Source organism: Mastigocladopsis repens PCC 10914, from assembly GCF_000315565.1.
Classification (GTDB): domain Bacteria; phylum Cyanobacteriota; class Cyanobacteriia; order Cyanobacteriales; family Nostocaceae; genus Mastigocladopsis; species Mastigocladopsis repens.
Map to the genome: position 1 here is coordinate 3801344 of NZ_JH992901.1, position 25905 is coordinate 3827248.

The following is a 25905-nucleotide window of genomic DNA, read 5'->3' on the forward strand; positions in this document are numbered from 1 at the left end:
GGCTTGTGGTTATTCTTCTTCACCCAATGGATTCACCCGACTAGGTGATTTTAATTGGGATGAGCTTTTACTACAGGCTACACATCCTCAATTCCCGATTTCCAAAAAAATTGAAGTGTTGTTGCAACTCTTAACGTTTTCTGGGTCTGTTCTCGCCCTGCACCTTGGTAGACTGAACTATACGAATAAAATACTGTCGTCTGTTGTGCCTTGTGAGTCCAGTCCTGGAGGAGGGTTTCCCGCGCCCTGGGAACTGGCGTTCACCGAAGGTGTGCCGAAGGCATACCCGTAAGGGTGAGGGTATTACTTTAGACTTTCGCAGGCACTCAAAATAATAAGACACTTATGGCAATCAAGACATGGTAGATTCCCTCAAAAAACCAGGCTTTGAAGAAATGCGGTCCGGGATTAAAGTCCCAGCCAAAGAAACCCTACTGACACCCCGATTCTACACGACCGACTTCGATGAGATGGCACGGATGGACATCTCGCCAAACGAAGACGAGTTAAAAGCCATTCTGGAAGAATTTCGTGCAGACTACAACCGCCATCACTTTGTTCGGGATGCCGAGTTTGAACAATCCTGGGATCATATTGATGGGGAAACTCGTCGGTTGTTCGTTGAATTTCTAGAGCGTTCCTGTACAGCAGAGTTTTCTGGCTTTTTGCTGTACAAAGAACTTGGACGCCGCTTGAAGGACAAGAGTCCTGTTTTGGCAGAATGCTTCACCTTGATGTCCCGAGATGAAGCGCGTCATGCTGGCTTCTTGAACAAAGCGCTGTCGGACTTCAATTTGGCGTTGGATTTAGGGTTTTTGACCAAGAGCCGTAATTATACCTTCTTTAAGCCAAAATTCATCTTTTACGCGACTTATCTTTCGGAAAAGATAGGTTATTGGCGTTATATCACAATTTATCGCCACTTACAAGCACATCCAGAAGACCAGGTTTATCCAATTTTCCGCTGGTTTGAGAACTGGTGTCAGGATGAAAACCGTCACGGGGATTTCTTTGATGCCATCATGAGATCCCAGCCGCAAATGTTAAATGATTGGAAGGCGCGGTTATGGAGTCGGTTCTTCCTGCTGTCCGTGTTTGCGACGATGTACCTCAACGACGTCCAGCGCAAAGATTTCTATGCATCACTTGGTTTAGATGCACGGGAATATGATATTTACGTGATTCAAAAGACCAATGAAACCGCAGGGCGAGTGTTCCCCGTGACACTGGATGTTGAGCATCCGGAGTTCTATCAACGGTTGGAAGTTTGTGTTAAGAATAACGAGAAGCTGACAGCAATAGCTAACTCAAATACTCCAAAATTCCTGCAATTCTTCCAAAAACTGCCCTATTACGTCTCCAATGCTTGGCAGTTATTGCGGTTGTACTTCATCAAACCACTTGACGCTGCTGCTACCCAAGGCGCTGCTCGCTAAGTGATTAGCTTTTGCTAAAACTTAAGTGGTTCTGCATGATGCAGAGCCGCTTTTTTTATGCACTGTAGTGAACCAGCGCTCTTGGTAGGGTTTCCCGACCCAGGCGACTGGTGAACCCGGAGGGAGGCACAAAGGAATGAGATGGCAGTTATCAGCTATATGCTTTGGAGTTGGTCTGAGTTGGGGTTTGATAGCTGCTCCTGGTTTGTGTGATACGCCTTCAAAAAGTGCCCAGGATTTGGATTTAAGCCCAGAAATTATTAAGGATAGTCCAGTTTTGCAACGTTGGCGGCGTCAAGTACCTAATGTGTTGGAAGACATTAAAAATGACCCCAGTTTTCCTACCAAGGTGCGGCTGGGTTATTCTTACGTTCCTTCTGAGCAAGCATTTGGGGTGAATGTAGGTGTGGAGGATGTGTTTATTGGTCGTACTGGCTTGACGGTGAGTGGTGAGTATCAGGCAACGTTTAATGGTCAACGCGAGGCTTATGGTGCAGACTTGCATTATTATCTGCGTCCTTTGGGTAGCTACATCAATATTGCAGCGGTGGTAGGCTATCGGCACTTGGAAACGAACAGCTACTCAACAGATGGAGTCAATTTAGGTGCGAAATTGTTGTTTGTGTTGTCTCGCGGTGGTGCGGCAGATATTTCTTTGACACAGAGTTGGGTTGCTCCAGGTACTGGCGAAGAAGTGGGTTTAACAACGTTATCAGTAGGCTATGCCATCACTCGCAATCTCCGCATATCTACAGATATTCAGCAACAAAATGCTAGACAGGATAAAGACACTCGCTTAGGTGTGGTTTTGGAGTGGATACCTTGAAGCCCACATTCCGGTTAGTGTCTTTAGTGTTTCGTATCGTTTGCTATGAGGGCTGATGGGAACCACCGTGTTGGGATAGGTTTTAGGTTTGAGAGTTGAGGTTGATTTATTCCCTATCCCCTATCCCCTCTTCTTTTACACTTCAGCCACGACTTGTTCCTGTTCCTTTTCGACAAACGCCTGCACGCGAGCGCGGTATTGTCTTAATGAATCATCCACCCAGTCGCGATCGTTACTGTTAGCGTACAAATGTACAATTGGTTCGCTAGCATCTGGTAACACTAATACCCAACTGTCATCATAGGGTTGACAAATTTTCACCCCATCAATTAATTCGAGGTTCTGAGCCGGATGAGTTTCCACCAAGTAGCGCATCAGTGCTCCCTTGACAGTCCAAGGACAACGTACTGTATATGCTTTATGAATCACGCGGGGTAATTCTGACCGTACAGTGGCTAGAGAGCGCTCCTGTATCGTTAGCATCTCAATGAGCTTGGCGGCGCAGAACATGGCATCAAACCCTGGATGCAATTGTGGAACAATAAAGCCAGTGTCGCCACTGCCTCCTAACACCACATTGGAATTTTTCTGACAAGCTTCCATCAATGCTGTAGGATTTGCTTTCGTGCGAATGACCTTACCATCATGGCGACGGGCAATTTGTTCCACAGCGCTGGAAGCATGAACTGGTACCACAACTGTCCCTCTGGGGTGAGCAGTTAACATCATATCTACCATCAGTGCTGTTAACATTTCCCCACGAATAGGAATGCCAGATTCATCAACTAAAATCAGCTGTTCTCCATTCGCCGAAACCTGGACGCCAAAATTAGCCTTCAACGCCTCTACCACATGACCCAGCTGTGTCAGAAGTGGTTCGCGGTCAGTTGCTGATACGGCGGTTTTATTGAGGCTGGCATTCAGCACTACCGCATCAGCACCAAAGTTATCTAACATTTGCGGCAACACTGCCCCAGATACCGAATAAACGTAGTCAATGACGACTTTTGCCCGACTGTTGCGAATTGTATCAATGTGCAAAAGCTTCTCGAAAGCGGTGCAGTATCGATCCATCACTTGGCTGGGGTATGCCACGTTGCCAATTTCATGAATTTGCGATCGCCGCATATCTTCCTTGAAGTAAGCCCCTTCGATTTTCTTTTCCAAGGATTTGGTGATATTAATTCCCTTGGCATCCATGAATTCAATTAGGATGTAATCGGGGCGGTCTGGATGCACCCGCACATGAATTCCACCAGCTACCGACATTGTGGGTATAACTGTGCGGGCTATTGGGATAGCTGTGGCATCTAGGTTTTGAATATCGATACCCACTGACATCAAACCAGCAATTAATGAGCGAGTGACCATACGCGAAACATTACGCTGGTCGCGGGAAACCGTTATCCGAGAACCTGGTTTTAAAGTTGAACCGTATGCGGCTCCCAACTTCACAGCAAATTCTGGGGTAATGTCGATATTGGCTGATCCTTGGACACCTCTTTGCCCAAACAGATTGCGTTGAGCCGTGTTCCCCCAAATCAAGTTAATATTCAGAATTGCCCCAGACTCAATCTTTTTACTAGGCCAAACGCGCACAAAAGGACTAATTTGGGCTTCTTCTCCCACAGTCGAAAGCGAACCAACCACAGCACCTTCTAACACATGAGCGCGCCGGTCTACACGCGCACCACGGCAAATCACACAAGCACTCAGATGTGCTTCGTCCCCGATAATCGCTCCATTCCAAACAATCGGACGCTTGAGATCGGCGTCAGCGCCAATGGTGACATTATCCCCAATGACTGTTCCGGCTTCAATCTCAACTCTTGCCCCAATGCGGCAATTGTCCCCAATGACTGCTGGGGTTTGAATCTCAGCGGTAGGGTCGATATAAGTGTTTTGACCAACCCACAAACCGGGCGAAACTTCTTTATAGGCAAAGTCAAGTTTTACTTTATTGTGTAATCCATCGTACTGAGCCTCGCGATAGGCATCTAAGTGACCCACATCGCACCAATAACCTTGAGCAATGTAACCATACATTGGCTCATTCTTTGATAGTAGTAAGGGGAACAACTCTTTAGAAAAGTCAGATTCTTGGTTTGCTGGCAGGTATTCCAATACTTCTGGTTCTAAAATGTAAGTGCCAGTGTTAACAGTGTCGGAAAAAATTTCACTCGTAGAAGGTTTTTCTAAAAATCGACGAATCCGACTTTCTTCATCAGTAATGACTACCCCAAATTCAATTGGGTTGGGCACACGAGTCAAAATCAAAGTTGCTTTTGACTTTTTTTGTTTATGAAATTCAATTGCCGCAGTTAAGTCGAAATCGGTTATGCTATCACCGCTAATTACTAAGAAGGTCTCATCTAAGAGTTCGGCAATGTTTTTTACACAGCCGGCGGTTCCTAAAGGCTGGTCTTCTTCTACGGCATAAGTCATCTGAACGCCAAAGTCGCTGCCATCTTGGAAGTAATCTCGCAAGACATCAGGTAAATAATGCAGTGTGGCAACCACTTCTGTAATTTGATGCCGTTTGAGGAGATTGATAATATGTTCGGCAATTGGTCGATTCAGGATGGGCACCATTGGTTTGGGCAGGTCACAAGTGAGCGGACGAAGCCGCGTTCCTGAACCACCTGCCATCAGTACTGCACGCATAAATCCTCCTTAGCTGTTTGCACCACTTGCTGCGTTAATACCCGTAAAAGTAAGTTGTGTTTTCTTTAGTTTCCTATGGATCTTTTACTTTAGGGAACTTTCGCAAGATGCATCTGGTCGGGATTAAGAATATCTACTCGCCACACTAGCCTGTTTGTCTGTACAAAATCAAGAAGGGCAATGGGTAGAAAGTCAAAAGACAAAAGTCAAAAGAGTTTTTTTATTTTATTTTTTCCTTAAGGACTTATGGGTGGATGGCTATAATGCACAGAGCTACTCTAAACTTGATATAAGAATGTATTAATTAACTATGATGCCGATGACAGCGACAGCCAAAGTGTTCAGCAGCAGTTTCTGCTCATTTGGGGCTGACTAATTGCTTTTCGATATCGTTATGAAGTGCCAATATGGTGTCAGTAAACCTTAACTTAAATTCTGTGAATTGCTTGTGGAGTTGTGCTGAATGGAATTAATCGTCTTTGGATTAGTGGTGGTTTATGCAGGTGGTGTTTGGAAGTTCTTCAATGGATTTAACCGGACTAACTTCCAGCGCACTTTGCCCAATCGGCTTAGTTTAGCCTTATTGTGGCCTGCTTTGATTATTACAAGTAAATCCTATCGTCAAAACTTTAGAAAGGCTCTTAAGGGTTAGAGTTTACGGTTTTTCAACAGAGTTGGCCCTCAGATGTATCTAGCTGATTGGCAGAACTTTTGGAAAATGCCTGACTGACGATTTTTATTACTCATTTCCAGATTCCTTGCACTGTTTCTGTTAATACTGATGATGGCGAGTCATCCTAGTAGGATGCGTTAGGAAAATTTGTTTGAAAAAGGTGTCTTACAAAGAGCGTTCATGCAGCCTCCTATCAAAACCCCCTCCTCGTTAACGGGTAACGGGGAGAGGGCAAAAAAGCAGGATTTTAGCAATGGACTAACTAAAATGCTTAATGATCGCCTCGGCAAATTCAGAACACTTTAAGGGTTCCACTGGCGGTTCCAGCAACCGAGCTAAGTCATATGTGACTTGACTGTTGGCAATAGCATCGCCCAAACCCTTCTTAATCAAATCCGCCGCTTCTTGCCAACCCAAATACTCCAGCATCATCACACCAGATAAAATCACCGAACCGGGATTCACCCTATCTAAACCCGCGTGTTTGGGTGCAGTACCGTGGGTGGCTTCAAAAATAGCACATTCATCGCCAATATTTGCCCCTGGTCCCATCCCTAGTCCGCCAACAATAGCCGCTGCTGCATCAGACAAGTAATCGCCGTTCAAGTTCATCGTCGCCAGAATGGAATACTCATCGGGTCTGGTTTGGATTTGTTGAAAAATACTGTCAGCAATGCGGTCATTGACCATTATCTTGTCTTTCCACTTGCCACTACCGTGAGTTTCCCAAATTGTGTTAAGAACTGTTTCAACCTCCTTGACAATTTGGGCTTGCTTTTCTTCAGTCAAGGCGTTAAACCCAGGGTCAATCATTCGGGCGTTTTCTTCCAAGGAGATATCGCAGTTGTTCTCCTTGTTACTCAAAATCCAAGATTCCCTTTCGGTAATGCACTCATTACGAAACTCGGTGGTTGCCAGTTCATAACCCCAATCGCGGAAAGCGCCTTCGGTGTACTTCATGATGTTGCCTTTATGCACTAAAGTCACCATTTGCTTATTTTTGGGGAGTTGCAAGGCGTGTTTGATGGCACGCCGTACCAAACGCTGGGAACCGGTTTTGCTGATAGGTTTAATACCAATGCCTGAGTCTAAAGGAATTCTCTTGTTGCCGTGTTCCGGTGTGGCGGGGATCAGTTCATTATTAAGGATGTAAATCAGGCGATCGCCAATTTCGTCACCTTGTCGCCACTCAATTCCTAAATAAATATCTTCCGTATTTTCGCGGTAGACAATGACATCTAGTTTTTCTGGGTTTTTATGGGGTGATGGTGTCCCTGTATAGTAGCGGCAAGGACGCACGCAGGCGTAAAGGTCAAAAATTTGCCGCAATGCCACATTCAGGGAACGTATGCCACCGCCGATAGGGGTTGTCAGAGGTCCTTTGATGGCAACACCATATTCTTTAATCGCCGTCAGCGTGTCTTGCGGTAAATACTGATATGTACCGTATAATTCACAAGCTTCATCTCCGGCATAAACCTTAAACCAACTCATCTTCCGCTTGCCCTTGTATGCCGTTTCTATCGCAGCATCAAGCACTTTTTGGGTAGCGGGCCAAATATCTATCCCCGTGCCGTCTCCCGTAATAAAGGGGATAATCGGGTTATCTGGAACAATCGGCTCCCCATTTTTGAAGGTGATTTTTGCTCCTGTTGTGGGCGGGCTAATTTTGTCGTACATTAAACACTCCTGAGGCTAGGCTGCAACAGAATACCCTTTAGGTTTATATCCCAAAGGTGAAAGACTTATGTTTGGAAGGCTAGCAGATTTTGCTGTGTCTTGTTTTGATAAATTTATCAGGCTGATGAGGCGCAGAGTTTTTTCCCTGTTTGTATCGTAGGCACAGGGCGCATAAAATTGCTGCTAAACCATTGTGATCTTAGAGCTAGCAGGCTTTACTTAGTGTACTCTTTGAATAGATAGCAAAGTATTATCAATGACGTAGCTAAAAGAGATCATCATCAGGGTGAGCAAGCAAGAGTTCGCAATGTTAAAATCCCACTGTCAATAAGTCACTGTACTGACTGGGTATGAATAAATGGATGAGGTGTAAGGGGTTAGGAGCGTAAGGCATTGCAACTGTAAAAAAGAATGAGTGGGCATTCTTTGCGATTTCCTGTAAACTACTCTTCGCTATCAGTGTTCACCGTCCACAACACTTGATAGCCAATAGCTTGTTCACCAATTGCATTCCACGAGTAATGGCATGACAGACCCATTGATTGTACCAGGCACTGCTAGTGACATCGACTCCCTCCGCCAACCGTTAGTCGCTGGGTCTCTTCAAGTTCAACAGCAGGTTATCCCACAGTTAGCTAATTTAGGAGATGTGGGCTTGGATGTCCTGATGGAATTTTTATATGAACGTAGAGAAAATCCTGCAACTTCGGTTGACGGTAAAGCATATCAGGTTCTTTATAACTCTGATTCACTTAAGGCAAAAGAATTTTTGCAAACTTATTTCCCTTCTGGGATTGTACCTTTGACATCAGACTGTGGCATCGATTATAGTCCCTTGCAACAGCTACTTGCCGCTTGTGACTTCCAAGCAGCTGATCGCATGACTCTGCAAAAAATGTGTGAAGTCGCGGGACCTGCGGCAGTACAAAGAAAATGGTTATATTTTACAGAAGCAGAAAATTTCCCTGTCACTGATCTAAGGACGATTAACACTCTGTGGTTAGTTCACTCAGATGGCAAATTTGGCTTTTCTGTACAGCGAGAAATTTGGTTAGGATTGGGGAAAAACTGGGACAATCTTTGGACGAAAATTGGTTGGAAAAATGGCAATAACTGGACGCGTTATCCTAACGAGTTTACCTGGAATCTGAGCGCTCCCCGAGGTCATCTACCTCTGTCTAATCAACTGCGTGGAGTGCGAGTTATTGCATCTTTGCTATCTCACCCTGCTTGGGTTAATAGTTAGTCATTGCTTCTTAGTCATTAGTTAAGCGACAAAGGACAAAGGACAAAATTTAAAAATGGCAAGCGTTCGTCTAGAAAGCGTCAAGCGTAGATTTAATAACGTCACCGCTATTGAGGACATTACTTTTGAAATTCCCGATGGAGAGTTTTGGGTATTTGTGGGACCCTCTGGGTGCGGTAAGTCTACCATTTTGCGAAGTATAGCTGGTTTGGAAACTGTCACCTCTGGCAAACTCTACATTGGGGACAAGCAGGTTAACAATATCCCAGCCCGACAAAGGGATGTGGCGATGGTTTTTCAAAACTATGCTCTGTATCCTCACATGACAGTGGCGCAAAATATTGCTTTTGGGTTGCAGATGCGGAAAATTGACGCTAAAGTCATTCAAGAAAGAGTGATGACGGTAGCGCGATCGCTTTCTCTAGAACACTTGTTAGAGCGCAAACCCAAACAACTTTCTGGCGGACAGCAGCAGCGGGTAGCGTTAGGAAGGGCAATAGCCCGTCAACCACAAGTCTTTTTGCTGGATGAGCCTTTGTCTAATTTAGATGCTCAGTTACGAGATGATACGCGAGCAGAGTTAAAACAGCTCCATCAACAATTGGGAATTACCACTATCTACGTTACCCATGACCAAGTTGAAGCGATGACTTTGGCTGATAAGATTGTGGTGCTAAACCGGGGACAAATTCAACAAATCGGTGAGCCACAATATATTTATTCCCAACCAGCTAACCGCATGGTGGCAACTTTTTTGGGAAATCCCCCAATGAATATTCTGCCAGCCAAGTTCACGGGTCATAGTTTTGATGTGGGTGGTCAGATGTTACCTTGCCCTAATTCTGTGCGGGAGAGATTGCGCCCTACGGCAGGGCAAGGGTTTGATTTGGGCATTCGTCCGGAGAATATCCATTTAAATGAACCACAGAGGCGTACAGAGCGCACAGAGGAGAAGTTTGGATTAGAGGTAGAAGTGAAGGTGGTTGAGCCTCTGGGGAGGGAAACTTTGATTCGTGTGGGCTTACCAGGTTCGGGAGTGATGCTAAATATTCAGACGGGTGCAAATGTGCGTCTCCATCCCGGCGATGGGGCTTTGCGCCCGCCTCACAGAGGCGATCGCCTTTGTTTGGAATTAGATTTAGATAAGTTATTTGTGTTTGATTCTGCAACTGGAAATAGATTTTATCCCTGATGATTATTGTGTAGATAAAGGTTTTATAACCAAACTTCCTGATTTTATTAAGGAATAGGGGTACCTGCGCCCAAACTTTGTCTACTGTTTGTTGTTAGCGCAGGCTTTGTTTGACTTCAAGTAGCATAAAAATTTGCAGTTAAGCAACTTGCTTGACCTGAGAGTTTGCTAACTCTCCTGGAGCGAAGACGCCATTCTCTGTGATGATTGCTGCAATGAGTTCAGCTGGTGTGACATCAAAAGCTGGATTGTAAAATTCTACGCCATTTGGTGTGAGGATGGTGCTGCCGACTTTATATATCTCCTCTGGAGTGCGTTCTTCAATTGGAATTTTCCTGCCGTCGTGTAAAGAAAAATCAACCGTGGAAAGGGGTGCAGCAACATAGAAAGGAATATTATGTGCTTTAGCTATGATTGCTAAACTATATGTACCAATTTTGTTGGCTGTGTCTCCGTTAGCAGCGATTCTGTCAGCACCGACAACTACGACATCAATCAAACCCTGCTTCATGCAATGAGCCGCCATGCTGTCAGTAATTAACGTGACTGGAATGCCTTCTTGGACACATTCCCATGTCGTCAGTTTTGCACCTTGCAAGCGAGGGCGCGTTTCGTCGGCAAACACACGCTCTAAACGCCCTTCTCGAAAAGCAGAACGCACGACACCCAAAGCGGTGCCATAACCTGCGGTTGCTAATGCTCCTGCGTTGCAATGGGTGAGTATTGTTAGTTTTTCTGGAGTCTTGGGCAAGGCTGCTAAACCGTAGTCGCCAATTGCATAACAGGTTTGTAAATCTTCCGCATTGATGGTTTGGGCAGTGTTTAGGAGGTTTTGTTTGATTTCTTCTACTGTTCCAAGAGATTCATAGGCGATTTTCAGCATCCGTGAAATTGCCCAAAACAAATTCACCGCTGTTGGACGAGTGGAACGCAACAGTTGTGCCACTTTCTCCAAGTGATTCAAAAACTCATCGCGGTTGTTGGTTTCAATTTCCCTTGCCCCAAGATACATTCCGTATGCTGCAGCCACGCCAATTGCAGGCGCACCTCGTACAATCATGGTTTTAATTGCCCGTGCCATATCTTCGCAACGGTGAATTTCAACAAACCCATACTCTCTGGGCAAGCGGGTTTGGTCAATCAGTGAAACCGATTCGTTGTGCCAAATAACAGGGTAAACCTGGTTTGTGGGAGAGTTCATGGAATTTAACGTAATTAATTTTTTCAAATTGTAACGTTAGAAATTCTACAGGTTATAGCATTTTTTCTGTATCTGTAACTTTTTACTGTTATCGGGTAGAACTTTTGTAAATGCGTATATACCTAAGAGATAAATTTTTCAGAGAACGGCGGTCTAAAGGCTAGAATCAGCCATCTTGTGCGTCTACGCTATTAGAACTAGGGTGTTATTTTCATAATAAATTAATTTTTATGAATAAATGTATAGGTTTTGTTTGATAATTTAACATTTATGTCATCAATTGATAACAATGCCTTTAACCAAACTCATATCCCGCAAAATTCTCTTGGTAATTGCAATTCTTGCCGTGCTATCTTCTGGCTTTGTGATGTCTATGTTGATGGCAAAAAAGTAGACATGATGGCTGCGTTCCCCGTAGCTCACATACCACCACGACTTGGTCATTTCCCGATGTTACCAGGGTTGAATATTAGGCAAAACAAAAATCTGCCAAACCACCTTCTAAAAGAGCTTGACAGATTCTCGCTGTATATTAGACCTCTTGCAAAAGTCATCCGTTACATGGGACAAGTAGGTGAGAGTGAGCAACATATATGACCTATCAACAGGTAAAACACCTCAAAATTGAAGAATTCAAACGGTTGTGTGGAGTGCGTCCGGAGACTTTTACTCAGATGGTGGAGGTAGTGCGAGAGCGATTGCGCGGAGCGCAGACGCCGAAGGCGTATCGCCATCAAAAAAGAAAACAGGACGACCAGGAAAACTGAGCGTGGAAGACCAAGTGTTAATGACCTTGGAATATTGGAGAGAGTACCGCACGTACTTTCACATAGGTCAATCTTGGGGTGTAAACGAATCAACAGCATATCGTATAATTCGGAAAATTGAAGACATTCTCATGACCGCAAGAACCTTTAGCCTTCCTGGTAAAAAGAAACTACAAAGGTCTGATTACCAAATAGAAGTAGTGGTGGTAGATGTCACAGAAACACCAATAGAACGTCCTAAAAAAAACAAAAACAGTTTTATAGTGGGAAAAAGAAAAGACACACGCTTAAGTCACAAGTAGTGGTAGAGCAAGCGACCGGGAAAATAATCTGTACGGCTCACGGTAAGGGAAAAGAACACGATTTTCGTATATTTAAAAATAGTAAAATTCGGTTAAGAGAAGATATCGAATGCTTGGGTGATAAAGGTTATCAAGGAATTCAAAAACTTCATACCAAAAGTCGGATTCCAAAAAAGAAGCCTTCAAAAGGTTCCTTAAATCGTGAAGACAAACAGAGCAATAAGGAGTTAGCCAAAGTTCGAGTTGTGGGTGAACACGTACATCGGAAGCTCAAAATATTTAAAATTTTGTCTGATCGCTATAGAAATCGTCGAAAACGATTTGGTTTGCGGTTTAACCTCATCGCTGGTCTATATAACTATGAGCTTCGCCTAGCTAAAAGTGACTCTGTTTGACCGACTTTTGCAAGAGGTCTATTGCTAGTAGCTGTTAGCTTGTTAATTTAAATTAAGCACTTCTTTTTCCTGCCGACTTTTAATGACTTTTGCAGGTACTCCCACAGCCACAGAAAACGGGGGAATATCTTTGGTCACAACAGCTCCTGCGCCAATGACACTACCTTTACCAATAGTCACACCATCTAATACAGTCACCCCATGCCCTAGCCAACAGTTATCTTCAATCTTAATTCCCTGGCGTGTCACACCTTGGTCTTCGATATCCTGTGTAGGGTCGTCAAAAATGTGATTGTTGGCAAATATTCCTATATGCGCTGCAATGAGACACCGCTTGCCAATTTTGATGTTCCCTGGACCTGCTAAACAAACGTAAGGACCAATAAATGTACCTTCATCAATGTAGATGCAGGTATCTTTCAATGCCCTAATATCAACGCCATGCTCCAGGGTTACTTTATTTCCAAGATAAACTCTATTGTTTGGGTCTCCTGTCGCATTTATACTAACACCTTGTAGAATGTACACCCCATTTCCAACTTCTATACACGAAGTGTTTATAAATTTAACGCCGTCTTCAATATAAACTGAACTACCAATATGGGCAAAAATAGTACGATATAGCAGATTTCGTATGTTACTGCCCACCGCTTTTGTGGGGATATTCCTTAACAAGTTGGTCAATAAACTTTCTTGTAAACGCTTCCAGTTTAAAAAAAATATTCTGCTATTCATTGTGAAATTAAACTTCATATATGTCTTGATGAAAATGAAATAGATTTCAGGCTAACAGGCTTGGCGTTTATGCCAAGCCTAAAAGTTGCTCCTATTTCTTAGTCTCTTGTGTTCACCAGTTGCTTGCTAGTTCGGCTTTTGATAACTTTTGCAGGTACTCCCACAGCGACTGAGTACGGGGGAATATCTTTGGTAACAACAGCTCCTGCACCAATAACACTACCCTCACCAATAGTCACTCCGTCTAAGACTGCTACGCCATGTCCTAGCCAGCAGTCATCCTCTATCACAATTCCCTTACGAGAAATACCTTGGTATTTAATTGGCTCTATGGGATCTGCAAAATTATGATTGTTTGCATATATTCCAGAGTTTGCTGCAATAAGACACCGCTTACCTATTCTGATATCTCCAGGTCCAGCAATACAAACGCCAGGGCCAACAAAAGTTTCTTGACCAATCTCTATGTACGAGTCCTCCAAACGTCCGATGTTAACGTTACGTTCAATGGCTACTCCATTGCCCAAATAGATTCTATTGTTTTGATGTCCTCGTGCATCTAGACGAGCACCTTTAAAAATAAACACCCCATTCCCTATTTCAACATAAGAAGCACTGAGAAATTCAACACCTTCCTGAATATAAACCTGCTTACCTATACTGGCAAAAATGGTACGATACACTAGATTTCGGAGCTTTGGTCCCAATACAATTGTTGGCAAACCTCCTAGTAAACTAATAACTAAAAGCTCTTGCAAGCGCTGCAACTTTGACAAAGATGGCTCTCTATTCATAACTGCATAATCCTCACGTAAGGGTTATTGACAAGAATTAAGATTTGTAGGGTTTTACTCCCAACCTGTGTTTCATTACTTTGCATTTCCACTTATGCTGGTATCTCTTACTCCATAAAGTGGATTTGGAGTCATATAGAAAAGTTCCAATGGTCTCGTAATGTTTGAAGAACTCATACTAATTCGAGTCATTGGGAAACTCTCTATTGCAGTTACTGTCAATCCCTCTGGTTAGATGAATAAATGTATGTATATTTATCTTCTTGCTCTGCACATTAATTGTGTTTACTTGCAAGAAAAACTTGTAACGGTATTCACATAATAGGCAGATACACAACTAGTCTTTTCTCTGGGGAGTTTAAAAGCCTAATATTAAGTTTATGGAAGCATCAACCATCAAACTATCTAAATTGGCTTGTTTTTCCTTATCCAGAGAATGTTAAAACAGATTTTTATGCAACTACCGATACAATTATTCTCTTTGAGGGGACTTTCTGCTGAGGATCTATAGTCTTTTCCCAAAAGATGCAGTTAAACCGACTGCTTCTTCAACAGAACTACATTTTTTCCACCTATTGCAAGGAAAAAAGTAATTTTTGTTGAATTTCTCTTGGCATTTCTATTCAATTACAACTAAATCAGGGGGGACTGTCCCCAACTTCTGCCATTACGTTAAAATTTACCATCGGTGCAAACAAGTAAACGCTTCCCCGAGCGCTATGACGAATTTGCTGCAGCCAGTTGCTCGACTTTGCTGCTGTTGTCATGTTGCACGCAGAGGATTTACAAACTAACCAAATCACGCTGATAATGACACCGATTGGGTTTAATCATAATCCTATATAAATTATAGGACAGACTATCTGCCATCAGTCTAGAGAGATAGATAGGTTTATCCCTCTACTTGTTTATTTCAACCGCTTCTAAAAATCTACGCACATCTAGGCACTAGTCTAGAAATATCGGCACAGGGAACCCCACAGTGTATCTTCCAAAGAATCATTCCTACTGTTGATGCTTGCGACTAAGAGAACTCGTGTCCTCCGTTTGCTTGTGCAGGAACTCCAGCAGAGTGTTTTAACTTGCTATTGAGTTAATTCCACAGACTCCAAACGTCCTTTCCTGACTTCACGTCAAGATAGGCGCTTATGGAGCCTGGAATATTTTCAGTTAGCCTCATCTGCTTCATCGCTACCTAATGCATACTGAGGCGCATGCTTAACCAGTCCAATGAGGCTAGTGTATGCAGGATTGACCTTCATGAGGTATAGCTATAGCCAACAAGATTAGGACGTAAACTAAAAGAGTTCCCAGAGCGTCTACCCCATTTCAATGGCTAAAGCTTATAGTGATGATTTCCGGCAAAAAGTTATGCAAGCGATTGAGTTGGACGGTCTCAAGAAGTCTGAAGCCAGCCAAGTGTTCAATATCAGTCGTAATACGATTAACTTGTGGTTGCAGCGCAAAGCCCAAACGGGTGATGTCAAACCCAAACCGAGGAAAGCATCGCAGCAGAGCGGCAAAATCAGCGATTGGGAGAAGTTTCGCACTTTTGTCAAAGAGCATGGGGATAAAACCCAGAGCGAAATGGCACAGCTATGGGATGGGGAAATTAGCCAACGCACGATTTCAAGGGCATTACGAAAGATAGGACATACACGTAAAAAAAACATACGGGTATAGTCAACGAGATGAAGCTAAACGGGCAGCGTTGTTAGCGCAACTGGATAACCCGAAAGCGTCTCATCTGGTATATGTTGATGAGTCTGGTATGGATGAACGCGACAACTACGGCTACGGATACTCCCTTGTTGGGGAACGCTTCTACGACCTCAAATCGGGTCGACGGCAAGGTCGCATTAATATGATTGCTGGGTATCGAGAGGGGCAATTGATTGCGCCATTTACTGTCGAGGGGGCGTGTAACCGAACCGTGTTTGAGACCTGGCTAGAAACGTGTTTGATTCCGGTGTTGCGTCCGGGTGAGTGGGTGATTGTAGATAATGCAACGTTTCATCATGGTGGTCGGATTGCCCAATTAATTCAAGCTGCAGGGTGTCAGCTAGTCTATCTGCCGCCCTATTCGCCAGATCTTAATCGGATTGAAAAGTGTTGGGCATGGTTAAAAAGTAGGGTTCGCAAGCTGTTACCCAAATCGGATAATTTACGTGATGCAATAGAAACCGTTCTCAAGCAAGCAGCGTCCTAACTAATATGGCTACGGCTATAAATACCTCTGTTGCTCAAAATACTTTCTAGTAGCTCCTAACATCGGCTGTATGCACATCCTCAAAGCATTCGAGCAATTGCTTACCACGTTCTGTGAGTTGCTCTTTCTTGAGCGAGAAATCCAATTCCTCACAGACAAGATGGTGACTACTTCCGTTTCCATTTCTTCACAGATACCAAAAACTGACATCTTGCACCAAGAAAGCTTGATGTAATTTTCAAACTCACTATGAATCCTGAAGCCCTTATTCTACTGAATTGCGCTGCTTTTGACTAAGCCTAGGCTTATACGGATAGGTGCAAGATATGAGAAAAACTAATTCAGCACCAAACCTCATCAATCTATAGCTTTAGTTACTATTGTGCTGCATCATAGAGCATCATAGTCTTGTTTAGTAAAAGCACGGAAATGAGATTAGGCAGGTTGTCTTCCTATTTCAAACTTCGACTTTGCAACGCCGAATGAGTTGATGCTCTTTTCTCCAAGTTTGGGGAGGTATCTCGTGGTGTTGACGAAACTGGCGGGAGAAATGACAGGCGTTTTGATAGCCGAGTGCTGTCGCAATTTGCTCGATTGTTTGATCAGTCTCTTGGAGTAAGCGACGTGCTGCTGACATCCGGCGCTTAACAATCCAGCCGTTTACTGTTTCTCCTGTGATTTTTGCCACTCTGTTAGTCAAGTAAGCAGAAGAGTAACCAACTGCCTCAGCTACGTCGCACAGAGTGATACCTTGGTCATAATTGGCTTCTATGTACTCGAAAACTTCTTTGAGTTGCGGTACAGATGGAAAGATAGATTCTGAAATTATTGATGAAGTTGTGCCTGCTACTACTGGTACTGATAATTTCTGGCAGCAAGCAGCATACCAGTAATGCATAAGTTTTGATTGCTTTTCTAATCTAACTGTGATCGCTCTGAGTAACTGCTTTAATGTGCAAGGCTTGGTAAGATAGTCATCTGCTCCCAACTCCATACCTTTGCGAAGAGATACCTTGCTATCGCTGCCCGTTAGAAAAATAAAAGGTACAATTGCAGTCACCGGATCTTGGCGCAGCATCGTCAGAACGCCAAAACCATCCGTATCTGGCATCAGAATATCGCAAATAACCAAATCGGGTAGATGCTCTTGTGCTTTTTGGATACCAACAGTACCATTTTCAGCACCAATTGTGTCAAAACCTTCAGCCGCAAGACCGTCTAAGAAAATATTGCGACTCATTGTGTCATCTTCAATAATAAGAATTTTTTTTGCTGATTCGTGCATCATGTTCAATCACTTAAATTTGAAGGAGCTTAGGGTTGCTGAACTCTGTGCCGAGTGATGGGTAATAATTAAGAGTGAGTTGATGGCAGTTTGACAGTAAAAGTCGTGCCAACCCCCACTACACTTTCCACAGCGATTTCACCGCCATGTAAATCTACTAGGGTTTTAACAATTGATAGACCTAATCCAGTACCTGGTATACTGTCAACATTGCTGCCACGATAAAACGGCTCGAACATTTGTTGTTGATCTACTACCGGAATACCAATACCTGAGTCTTTAATTTGAAAAATCGCTTCTTTACTTTGACAGCAAAGTCTAAAAGTTACCGCGCTGCCATTAGGTGAATACTTGATAGCATTTGAGAGTAGGTTAGTTAGAATATGCTGTAATAGTTTTGGATCTAAATAAGCAGTAGAGCAGTTACCTTGGGTGACAAAATTGATTAATTTCTGATCACCACTTGCTATCTGCACCTGTGCTAAAATGTCGCGGCAAAACCTATCTAAATTAAGCTGTCTAGGCTCACACTCCAACCTCGCCGCTTCTGCCTGACCGTATAATAAAATTTCATCTAGTAACTCACTAATTTGTTGAACAGCAACTTGAATTAAATCTAAATACGAACGGTTTTTCTCTTCAGTCCATTGGTGAATATGACGTCTGAGTAAATCAGCAGAGAATGAGACAATATTCAACGGGGTGCGGAATTGATGACAGAGCATAGAGACAAAGCGTTCTCTGAGTTCGCTCAGTCGTTTTGCTTGCTCAAGAGCTTGACGAACCTCTGACTCTGCCTGCTTATAATCTGTGATATCGATGGCTGTGACTAATTCAACCTGCTTACTTGCAAAATCCATCACCCCATCAAGTACTCCTACTGTACAAGCTAGCCAGCGCTTGACACCGTTTTTTGTCAGAATCTGCATCTCCTGATATTCACAACAACCTGCTCCATCTTGCTTTTGAACCTGCCTAAGCTTTTTGCCTTTAATGAGTCGGTCAATATTAAAATTATTCAGCAATTCCTTTTTTGTATATCCACTCAAATCTTCTGCGGCAGGATTAACATAGCAAATGTGTTTGTCATGAATCAGGAAAATACTAGCTTCTGTCGTTTCTGCCAAAGTACGAAATCGGGCTTCATTGAGCCTAAGTGCTTCTTCTGTTTTTCTGGATTCAGTAACGTCCCAGATACTCCACACTCTACCGATAATTTTGTTTTCTAACCGCTGTGGCTCAGAGTAATGTGCAAAGACTCTCCCATCTTTCAATTCTACCAACTCATAGCTCTCTTTATCTGATTGGCTGGACATTTCCCAAACAGCCCGACGAAAAATCTCTGGGTCTTTAACTTTGCTCTCAAAAAAGGCTTTGGCTCGGTTACATTTCCTGGACAAGGTAACAGAGTCTGGGAATTGCCACATCTCCATAAATTTCTGGTTGTAGCAAAGAAATTCTCCTTCAAAATTCACTGCAACTATGGCATTAGCAGTGGATTCCAGCGTAGAATGAAGTAGAGAAAGAGATGTTTCTAGTTCAGTTTCTGTCCTTTGATATTCAATAACTTCTTGCTGTAACTCTTCCTTGGGATCGGGGCTTTTATTGATATACCGTTGCACGCTCATGTCTACTAACTCATTACTGTGATCACGAGCAAAGGCACAGCCAAATTCTCTAGCTTGATGTTCTATATAAGTGATAGTGATTTCTAACAGAAATACCTGATTTGCTTTTGTTCGATATCGGGATTTGAAGGTGAGGGAACCCTGTTGCTTGAGCGCTGACCATATTTCTAACCAATCTTGTGGCAAAAAGTCTACGTCCATATCTTTCAGCGTCATTGAGAGTAATTCCTCACGGAAGTACTCTGTCATTTGGCAGAAAGCGTCATTGACATAGAGAATTTGTGCGTTTGATTCCACATAGAAGACAGCATCTGCAACCTGGTTAATAATAAACTTTGCCAGTTTTAACTCCTCTTCCGGCTGTAGCGCCGATTGAGAATTGGTGTTGGATAACATATAGTCACCAAAAGTCATAGCCCTCTCCCGCTCTACTTGTATAATTTGGCACTATAGCGCTCAACGGGCTTGTTATCAAAATTTCCTAAATTTGCAGTTAGGCTTTTCTCTTGCCCAAGAATTAAAATATCAAATTTTTAAGGAGCTTAATATAAGTTTACAGAAAGTTTAAAATTAACTCACGATTTTGTACAGAAGTAAAAAACAATACTCTGCCTCCCTTGCTGTTTCAAACAGTTTATAAGAGACAGTAGAAAACTTAAATTCTGAAAACAGGCATTCAGTTATCAGTTTTTACATACGAGTAGGTTTATTCTACTTAGTCTTGAACGTCTTATACTCTTCTCCCTCTATAAGTTTGAGGGCTTGCCTCAGTTTTCTCTTAGTCAAATTGCTAACTGTTACAGTTTGCTATTCACGGATTAAGTGATTGATGAAACTGTACCGCGGTTAAATGGCTTAATGTCAGCAGAATCTTAGACAAATTGTTAGATTATCATGGGCAAATTTTTCTTCATGAGCTTAATGTTTTTTGATTTATTCTTTAATGATTCAACTACAAAATTATTTACAAAGTCATCTGTCAAAAGAGATACCCTAACCCTTTGGTACAAAAGATTAACTTTTTTTGATCTATCTAAAGGCATATTTTTTATAAAATTAATGAGTATCAATAACAACATAGCGTTGAATTGACAGAGGTTTTATGGCAACTTCATGACAACATCTGTCACTTTATTAAGCAGAATCAGCTAAAATATTAAATTTTTATTAAGAATGAGGATAATCACTATTTTGTGGTTGCATCATCCACTTGTTGTCCTTAGTTTTTCTCAGGTCAGTCGATTTTGTGTGTATAAATTAAAACTCAAACTGAAGAATAAAAGCCAAAGATAGACGGTAAACTACCAAAAGGTAGAAAAAACTTGTTCAACCGGGCTAAATAGGCATCACATTGAGTAAAAACAACAGCAAAAAAATTGACAACCCAATCAAAAGATTCTTCATTGCGGCAAGGTATATAGCTTCTGTAGTCTTGTTTCCATAAGCACCACAACCTAGATTGTTTTCCTCCTGCCGTACAAGTTTTTCTCCTAATGAAAAAGCGGTATCTCTCTACTCTCAGCTTTCATTAAGCTGGGTCGAAAATCGCATTTCAAAGAAACACAGACTTTGGCATGACACATACTCAAGGCTTTGAGTGCAAGCGCAGCTCGAGTCAAGCTAACTCGCACCCTCTCCAATAATCAGGGAGTTTGTAGACGCAATGAGTCAAAACTACACTCAGATAACCTCTCAAATCGGCACTCAGCCATACGATGTGTACCAACCAAATGGCTGTGTACAGTCAGAGACAGTTGGTTGCACACAAGATTCAAAAGACAAGCTCAATGGTAACTCAAAGACTACCCCTGTTGTCCAACAGCCAGCACAGCCTTCGCTAACGGTTGCAGATGCGATCGCCAAAATGATGGAAGATTTGGGAGTGTGCTGCGCCTTTGGCGTCAATGGCGGTGCGATGGCAGGAATTTGGGGTTCGCTATCGAATAGCCTCATACGAGTGCTGAATTTTCGTCATGAAGCAGGAGCTGCCTTTGCAGCGACTGAAGCCTACTTTGCCTCTGGTCGTCCTACTGTAGTCTTCACCACAGCAGGACCAGGCATGACTAACGCTCTTACCGGATTATTTGCTGCTAGAGGGGAAGGTGCAAAAGTGATTTTGCTCTCAGCTTGCACCTCCTCTCCACAGCGCGGACGGTGGGCTATACAGGAAACCAGCACCGACACTCTGCCAACTGGGGGAATTTTTACCCCAGGAGTGCTGTTTAACTATGCTACCACTGTGGAAAGTGCAGCACAACTCCCACAGATTTTTCGCAAACTTGCTCTCGGTCTGGCGCAACCGGGAGGTTTCGTTGCTCATTTGAGCATTCCCACTGCCGTACAGACAAGTGCAATTGATGAGACATTGGCGTCTTTCCCTGGCGTTCATTGTTCTCTGGTCACATCCACTCAAGAAACAATCATTAGAACTGCACAGTTACTATCTGAGGGACCGTTTGCCATTTGGGTGGGCTTTGGTGCCCGTGACGCAGCAGAAGAAATCCTCCAACTCGCCGAGAGAACCGGGGCAGCAGTCATGTGTTCACCCCGAGGCAAAGGCATCTTTCCCGAAGACCATCCCCAATTTGTAGGGGTCACAGGTTTGGGAGGTCATGGTTCTGTCATGACCTATATGCAACAGCAACCTCCTCTACGCACCCTCGTACTGGGAACACGCCTTGGCGAACCGACTTCCTTCTGGAACCCATTGCTGGTTCCTCCAGGAGGCTTTGTGCATGTGGACATTGACCCAACCGTGCCAGGAGTCGCATATCCAAAAGCGGAAACCTTCGCTATTCAGTCTGACATCAAAGCATTTTTACAAGCACTTTTGCAACACGATGACCTTCTAGCAAGTGCATCGGTCACATCTTTATGGTTACCTTGTCCTGAACGCGAGGAAATGGCACCAGGTTCTGAATCTCCAGTTAGACCAGAGGTCTTAATGGGGGCAATTCAAAAGGTCATTGTCGAGGATAGCGACGCTATAGTCTTGGCGGAGTGTGGTAACTCGTTCCTTTGGTCAACGCATCTCCTGCGATTTACTCAAGCAAATCGTTACCGTATCAGTACAGGAGTCGGAGCAATGGGTCAAGCCATTGCGGGAGTCGTCGGAGCAGCAGCTGTACGTCATGGCAAAGCCGTAGCGATTGTTGGCGACGGCGCAATGCTGATGAATAACGAAATTAGCACGGCTGTGAAATACCAGATACCTGCTGTTTGGATTGTACTCAACGATGCCCGCTACAACATGAGCCATCAAGGCATGTCAATGTTGGGACTAAAAGGTGCAGATGCATTAATTCCAGAGGCAGATTTTGCCATGATTGCTCGCGGTATGGGAGCCGAAGGAATCCGCATCAACAAAGAGACTGATATCTTATCAGCATTAGAGCAAGCAATGGCAGCCACAGGTCCAATCGTTATTGATGTCATCATTAACCCTGACAGACGCGCACCATCCAAAGGACGGAATCAAGGTCTGGCATCACAGGGAGCAAAGCCAACTTCGGCTGAAAAGACTGAACTGCACGTCTCATTTCCACAAGTATCATTTCCAAATGTCTAATTAGTTTGTAGTAAGCGATTAAGCGCTTACTACAAACTCACAGGTGAACAAGGAGACTAGGGTGAACCTTTTTAAAACAGTTACAGAAATGGGTCACGAGCAGGTTCTCTTCTGTCATGGAAAAGACCCAGATATCAAAGCAATTATTGCTATCCATGACACGAGTATGGGACCTGCAATGGGAGCAACACGACTGTTGCCCTATGCCACAGAGGAGGCTGCTTTAAAAGATGCTCTTCGTCTAAGCCGTGGTATGACTTACAAGGCTGCTTGCGCTAACATTCCAGTTGGTGGAGGAAAAGCAGTTATCATTGCTCATCCTGAAAAGAAGACTGAAGACCTGTTTAGAGCTTACGGACGTTTTGTCGAAAGTCTTAAAGGACGATTTATTACAGGTCAAGATGTGAATCTGACTCCCGACGATGTCAGAACAATTAGCCAAGAAACTAAATATGTTGTGGGGGTAGAAGAAAGGTCAGGCGGACCGGCTCCTGTCACAGCATGGGGAGTTTTTCTAGGACTTAAAGCTGCTGTTGAGTTCCGTTTGCACACCCAAGACCTCAAGGGACTGAAAGTGGCAGTTCAAGGTCTGGGAAATGTCGGTCAAAATCTTTGCCGCCACCTGTACGAGCATGGGGCAAAACTGTTTGTTACCGACATCTCTCAAGAGAAAACAGAGCAAGTAAAACGTCTTTTTGGTGCAACTGTTGTCGAGCCAGACGAAATTTACTCTCTGGATGTAGATGTGCTTTCTCCTTGTGCTTTAGGCGGAATTCTTAATAGTGAGACAATTCCTTGCATTAAAGCTGCGATTATTGCTGGTGCTGCCAATAATCAGCTAGGAGTTGAGGCACTCCACAGTCAAATGCTGACAGCAAAAGAAATTCTTTATTGTCCAGATTATGTCATTAATGCTGGTGGGCTAATCAACGTTTACAACGAAATGATTGGCTACAACGAACAAAGAGCCTTCCAGCAAGTAAATAACATTTACGACACGCTACTGGAAATTTTTGACAGAGCGCAAAAGCAGGAAATCACTACCAACGATGCTTCTAAGCAGTTGGCAGAAGACAGAATCCTCAAAGCTCGACACCTCAAAACTATGGCTGTGGCGTAAAGGAGTGATAAATGGTAACCGAAAGAAATACATTTGCAACATCGGCATATATTGCCACTTCCCCCCAGAGCGCCTATGAATACCTTTGCAGTCTAAAAAACCTAGGTGAGTGGACGCTCTATAGCCGGATGGAAGAGCAAGTTGACGAAGATACCTGGCTCGGAACTGCGTCTGGCTATCAACGGAAACTTTACTATCATGTGAAAAGACTGGATCACCCGCATTTTTATGGCATTGAGTGGCATTGCGGGTTAGAGTATCAGAAATATTATCAGGTTTACCCTGTTCTACTGTTTCCTGCGGACTACATTGAGCCAGGAACGGATGAAAAGGGGGTGTACTTACACTGGATCAGCTTTGTCGATCCGAAGCGGCGAAGTCCCTTGATTATGGAGGGAATACACACGGTACACACTTCTGAGTGTCGTTCTCTCAAAGGGAATTTGGAACGCAAGGCTGGTCTGAGTGCTGCGGCAAAAGGACGCTACTTTATCGAAGCCGATACCATCTATGTGAATGCTCCAATAGAGATGGGAGTTGAGTTTTTGTCTGATCTCCGGAACATGGATGATTGGGCACACTTGCTGAGAGCAGATGGCGAGATAACTCCCTCCTCGGGCGAGTTTCGCGATGAATATGACCAAAAGGTAAAAGTGACTCAGCGGGTGCAACCTGTTAGCAAATGGTACTTGCTGGAGCACGAATTTTTCTACCCAGACTACGGATTTTATCAACGCTCTCCGGTGCTACTCATCCCAGCCTCCCATGCTTTCGGAGACCCGGAAGCTCCTGGTTTTATCCAGCACCGAATTACATTCTGGAAAGTAGGAGAGCATTTGCCTCATGGCAAACTCCAAATTGAAGACTTTGGCTCTGAAAGCTTGAACATCAAACGTCTCTTGGAAGCCAAAGCAGGCAACTTTGATACGTTGGCTCAAGGTCTGAGTTATATGCCAAATAGTCATTAGTCATTTGGTCTTACCAATGACTAATGACTAAGACCAAAGGACAAAGCATGAAACTGAAGCAACTTACTATTACATCGTTTGTGGTACTTGCCGACGGTCTGGATAATCCGAAAGGTTTGAGCTTTGGTCCTGACGGTAGTCTCTATATTACAGAGGCAGGAACGGGGGGAAGTGGGGCTTGTGTTCCATCACCTAGTGGTCAAGGTTCCTTACGTTACGGCACAACTGGTGCCATAACAAAGATAGAGAATGGTACGGTCAAACGTATACTGACAGGACTCCCTTCCTTAGCATTTCCAGATGGTACTGGAGCTGCCGGTCCTCATGATCTAAAATTTGATACTACAGGCAAACCTTATGTTTTAATTGGATATGCAGCTAATCCAGCCTTAAGGGATACTACATTAGGTAACACTGACCTTGGAAAAATTATTACTCCCGATTTCAATACAAATTCGTGGAGTAGTGTTGCCGATATAGCTAAGTATGAACTTGCTCATAATCCCGATGAAGGCGATGTCGTTAGTAATCCCTTGGCTTTCTTGATAGATGAAGGCAAGATTATCATCGTTGATTCAGGTGCGAACGACCTGCTGAGTGTGGGCAATGATGGAAGTCATTTGAAGGCGATCGCTGTCCTTCCTAGTCAGACATTGACGCATCCAATCTTTCCAGGTTCTAACTCGCAAAATTTTGACCGGGGACACGTACCACCTCCCAGTGCCTATCGTGATGCGACACCATCGCAATTGGTTATTCAATCAGTACCTACAGGCATCGCTAAAGGTCTGGATGGTGCTTATTATGTCAGCCAATTTACTGGTTTTCCGTTTCCCGAAGGTGGAGCAAAAATCTACCGAGTTGATGCTGATGGTCAACTAACAGTCTACGCTGACGGCTTTACGCAACTGATTGACTTAACTTTCGATACTCAGGGCAATTTGTACGCTTTGCAGTACGCTAATCAGTCAGGCTGGAAAGGGAAACTAGATGGCAGCCTGATCGAAATAGCTCCTGATGGGACTCACACAACTATCCTCAGTGGTCGTGGACTAGAAGCACCTACTGCCATAACTATTGGTCCTGATGGCGCTTTCTATGTGATCAACCAAAGCGGTATGCCAGGAAAAGGGCAAGTCATCAGAATTGAGAATCCAAGGTCTGTGTCTGAACCTGCTATGGAGTCATGACCAACAGATAAAAGCTTCTGCCCAAC

The 25905-nt window shown here is 43.7% G+C and carries 18 protein-coding genes and 1 pseudogene; 12 read left to right on the forward strand and 7 right to left on the reverse strand.

Annotated features, from left to right (window positions below):
* The first annotated feature begins 359 nt into the window (after nt 1–359).
* Both acsF and MAS10914_RS0119160 read left to right on the forward strand, forming a co-directional pair.
* Nucleotides 360–1436, forward strand: coding sequence for a magnesium-protoporphyrin IX monomethyl ester (oxidative) cyclase (acsF, locus tag MAS10914_RS0119155; protein WP_017317567.1), 1077 nt, complete (start codon nt 360–362; stop codon nt 1434–1436).
* Between the two features lie 136 nt (nt 1437–1572).
* Entirely contained in the window at nt 1573–2262 is a 690-nt protein-coding gene (locus MAS10914_RS0119160; protein WP_017317568.1) for a hypothetical protein, read from the forward strand.
* A 135-nt stretch (nt 2263–2397) separates the two neighbouring features.
* Here the strand turns inward: MAS10914_RS0119160 and MAS10914_RS0119165 are convergent, their stop codons facing one another.
* A complete protein-coding gene (locus MAS10914_RS0119165) occupies nt 2398–4926 on the reverse strand; it encodes a mannose-1-phosphate guanyltransferase (protein WP_017317569.1) in 2529 nt (842 codons plus the stop codon).
* A gap of 463 nt (nt 4927–5389) precedes the next feature.
* On the opposite strand from MAS10914_RS0119165, the gene MAS10914_RS0119170 reads away from it, so the two are divergent.
* Complete coding sequence (locus tag MAS10914_RS0119170; RefSeq protein ID WP_017317570.1) at nt 5390–5578, forward strand: hypothetical protein; 189 nt, start codon at nt 5390–5392, stop codon at nt 5576–5578.
* Between the two features lie 279 nt (nt 5579–5857).
* Here the strand turns inward: MAS10914_RS0119170 and MAS10914_RS0119175 are convergent, their stop codons facing one another.
* Nucleotides 5858–7279: an NADP-dependent isocitrate dehydrogenase gene (locus MAS10914_RS0119175; RefSeq protein ID WP_017317571.1), complete on the reverse strand. Its 1422-nt coding sequence runs from the start codon at nt 7277–7279 to the stop codon at nt 5858–5860.
* A 526-nt stretch (nt 7280–7805) separates the two neighbouring features.
* On the opposite strand from MAS10914_RS0119175, the gene MAS10914_RS0119180 reads away from it, so the two are divergent.
* Together MAS10914_RS0119180 and MAS10914_RS0119185 are read left to right on the forward strand one after the other, a co-directional pair.
* Nucleotides 7806–8525, forward strand: a complete 720-nt coding sequence (locus tag MAS10914_RS0119180; protein ID WP_017317572.1) for a GUN4 domain-containing protein — start codon at nt 7806–7808, stop codon at nt 8523–8525.
* 55 nt (nt 8526–8580) lie between these two features.
* On the forward strand, nt 8581–9717 hold the full coding sequence (locus tag MAS10914_RS0119185; protein WP_017317573.1) for an ABC transporter ATP-binding protein: 1137 nt from the start codon (nt 8581–8583) through the stop codon (nt 9715–9717).
* A 139-nt stretch (nt 9718–9856) separates the two neighbouring features.
* Here the strand turns inward: MAS10914_RS0119185 and mtnA are convergent, their stop codons facing one another.
* A complete protein-coding gene (gene mtnA, locus MAS10914_RS0119190; RefSeq protein WP_017317574.1) occupies nt 9857–10918 on the reverse strand; it encodes an S-methyl-5-thioribose-1-phosphate isomerase in 1062 nt (353 codons plus the stop codon).
* 270 nt (nt 10919–11188) lie between these two features.
* Here mtnA and MAS10914_RS35715 point away from each other — a divergent pair, with 270 nt between their 5' ends.
* Nucleotides 11189–11515 carry a hypothetical protein gene (locus tag MAS10914_RS35715; RefSeq protein WP_017317575.1) on the forward strand — a complete coding sequence of 109 codons (327 nt, stop codon included), beginning with the start codon at nt 11189–11191 and terminating at the stop codon, nt 11513–11515.
* Nucleotides 11512–12382: pseudogene (locus MAS10914_RS32975) on the forward strand (IS5 family transposase). Before MAS10914_RS35715 ends, MAS10914_RS32975 begins: the two are co-directional and overlap by 4 nt.
* Nucleotides 12383–12424: 42 nt before the next feature.
* Here the strand turns inward: MAS10914_RS32975 and MAS10914_RS0119210 are convergent.
* Nucleotides 12425–13117 carry an acyltransferase gene (locus tag MAS10914_RS0119210; protein WP_026082672.1) on the reverse strand — a complete coding sequence of 231 codons (693 nt, stop codon included), beginning with the start codon at nt 13115–13117 and terminating at the stop codon, nt 12425–12427.
* Between the two features lie 98 nt (nt 13118–13215).
* Complete coding sequence (locus MAS10914_RS0119215) at nt 13216–13911, reverse strand: acyltransferase (protein WP_017317580.1); 696 nt, start codon at nt 13909–13911, stop codon at nt 13216–13218.
* A gap of 1332 nt (nt 13912–15243) precedes the next feature.
* Between MAS10914_RS0119215 and MAS10914_RS33580 the strand changes: the two genes are divergently transcribed.
* Nucleotides 15244–16120, forward strand: a protein-coding gene (locus MAS10914_RS33580) for an IS630 family transposase (protein ID WP_198014941.1) whose coding sequence is annotated in 2 segments (ribosomal slippage) — nt 15244–15573 and nt 15575–16120 — 876 coding nt in all. Because the reading frame shifts where the segments join, the coding sequence is not laid out codon by codon here.
* A 457-nt stretch (nt 16121–16577) separates the two neighbouring features.
* On the opposite strand, the gene MAS10914_RS0119235 is transcribed toward MAS10914_RS33580, so the two are convergent.
* Nucleotides 16578–17408, reverse strand: coding sequence for a response regulator transcription factor (locus MAS10914_RS0119235; protein ID WP_017317584.1), 831 nt, complete (start codon nt 17406–17408; stop codon nt 16578–16580).
* Between the two features lie 65 nt (nt 17409–17473).
* Nucleotides 17474–19447, reverse strand: coding sequence for a scytonemin biosynthesis sensor histidine kinase (locus MAS10914_RS0119240; protein ID WP_017317585.1), 1974 nt, complete (start codon nt 19445–19447; stop codon nt 17474–17476).
* Between the two features lie 1249 nt (nt 19448–20696).
* Between MAS10914_RS0119240 and scyA the strand changes: the two genes are divergently transcribed.
* The 4 genes from scyA to MAS10914_RS0119270 all read left to right on the forward strand — a co-directional run bounded on the left by scyA (nt 20697) and on the right by MAS10914_RS0119270 (nt 25879).
* Nucleotides 20697–22601, forward strand: coding sequence for a scytonemin biosynthesis protein ScyA (gene scyA, locus MAS10914_RS0119255; RefSeq protein ID WP_017317588.1), 1905 nt, complete (start codon nt 20697–20699; stop codon nt 22599–22601).
* A 61-nt stretch (nt 22602–22662) separates the two neighbouring features.
* Nucleotides 22663–23721 carry a tryptophan dehydrogenase ScyB gene (gene scyB / locus MAS10914_RS0119260; protein WP_017317589.1) on the forward strand — a complete coding sequence of 353 codons (1059 nt, stop codon included), beginning with the start codon at nt 22663–22665 and terminating at the stop codon, nt 23719–23721.
* A gap of 11 nt (nt 23722–23732) precedes the next feature.
* Nucleotides 23733–24689 (forward strand): scytonemin biosynthesis cyclase/decarboxylase ScyC, encoded by a 957-nt coding sequence (scyC, locus tag MAS10914_RS0119265; RefSeq protein WP_017317590.1) that lies wholly within the window; start codon nt 23733–23735, stop codon nt 24687–24689.
* Between the two features lie 47 nt (nt 24690–24736).
* Nucleotides 24737–25879, forward strand: a complete 1143-nt coding sequence (locus tag MAS10914_RS0119270; RefSeq protein WP_017317591.1) for a ScyD/ScyE family protein — start codon at nt 24737–24739, stop codon at nt 25877–25879.
* Nucleotides 25880–25905 lie beyond the last annotated feature (26 nt).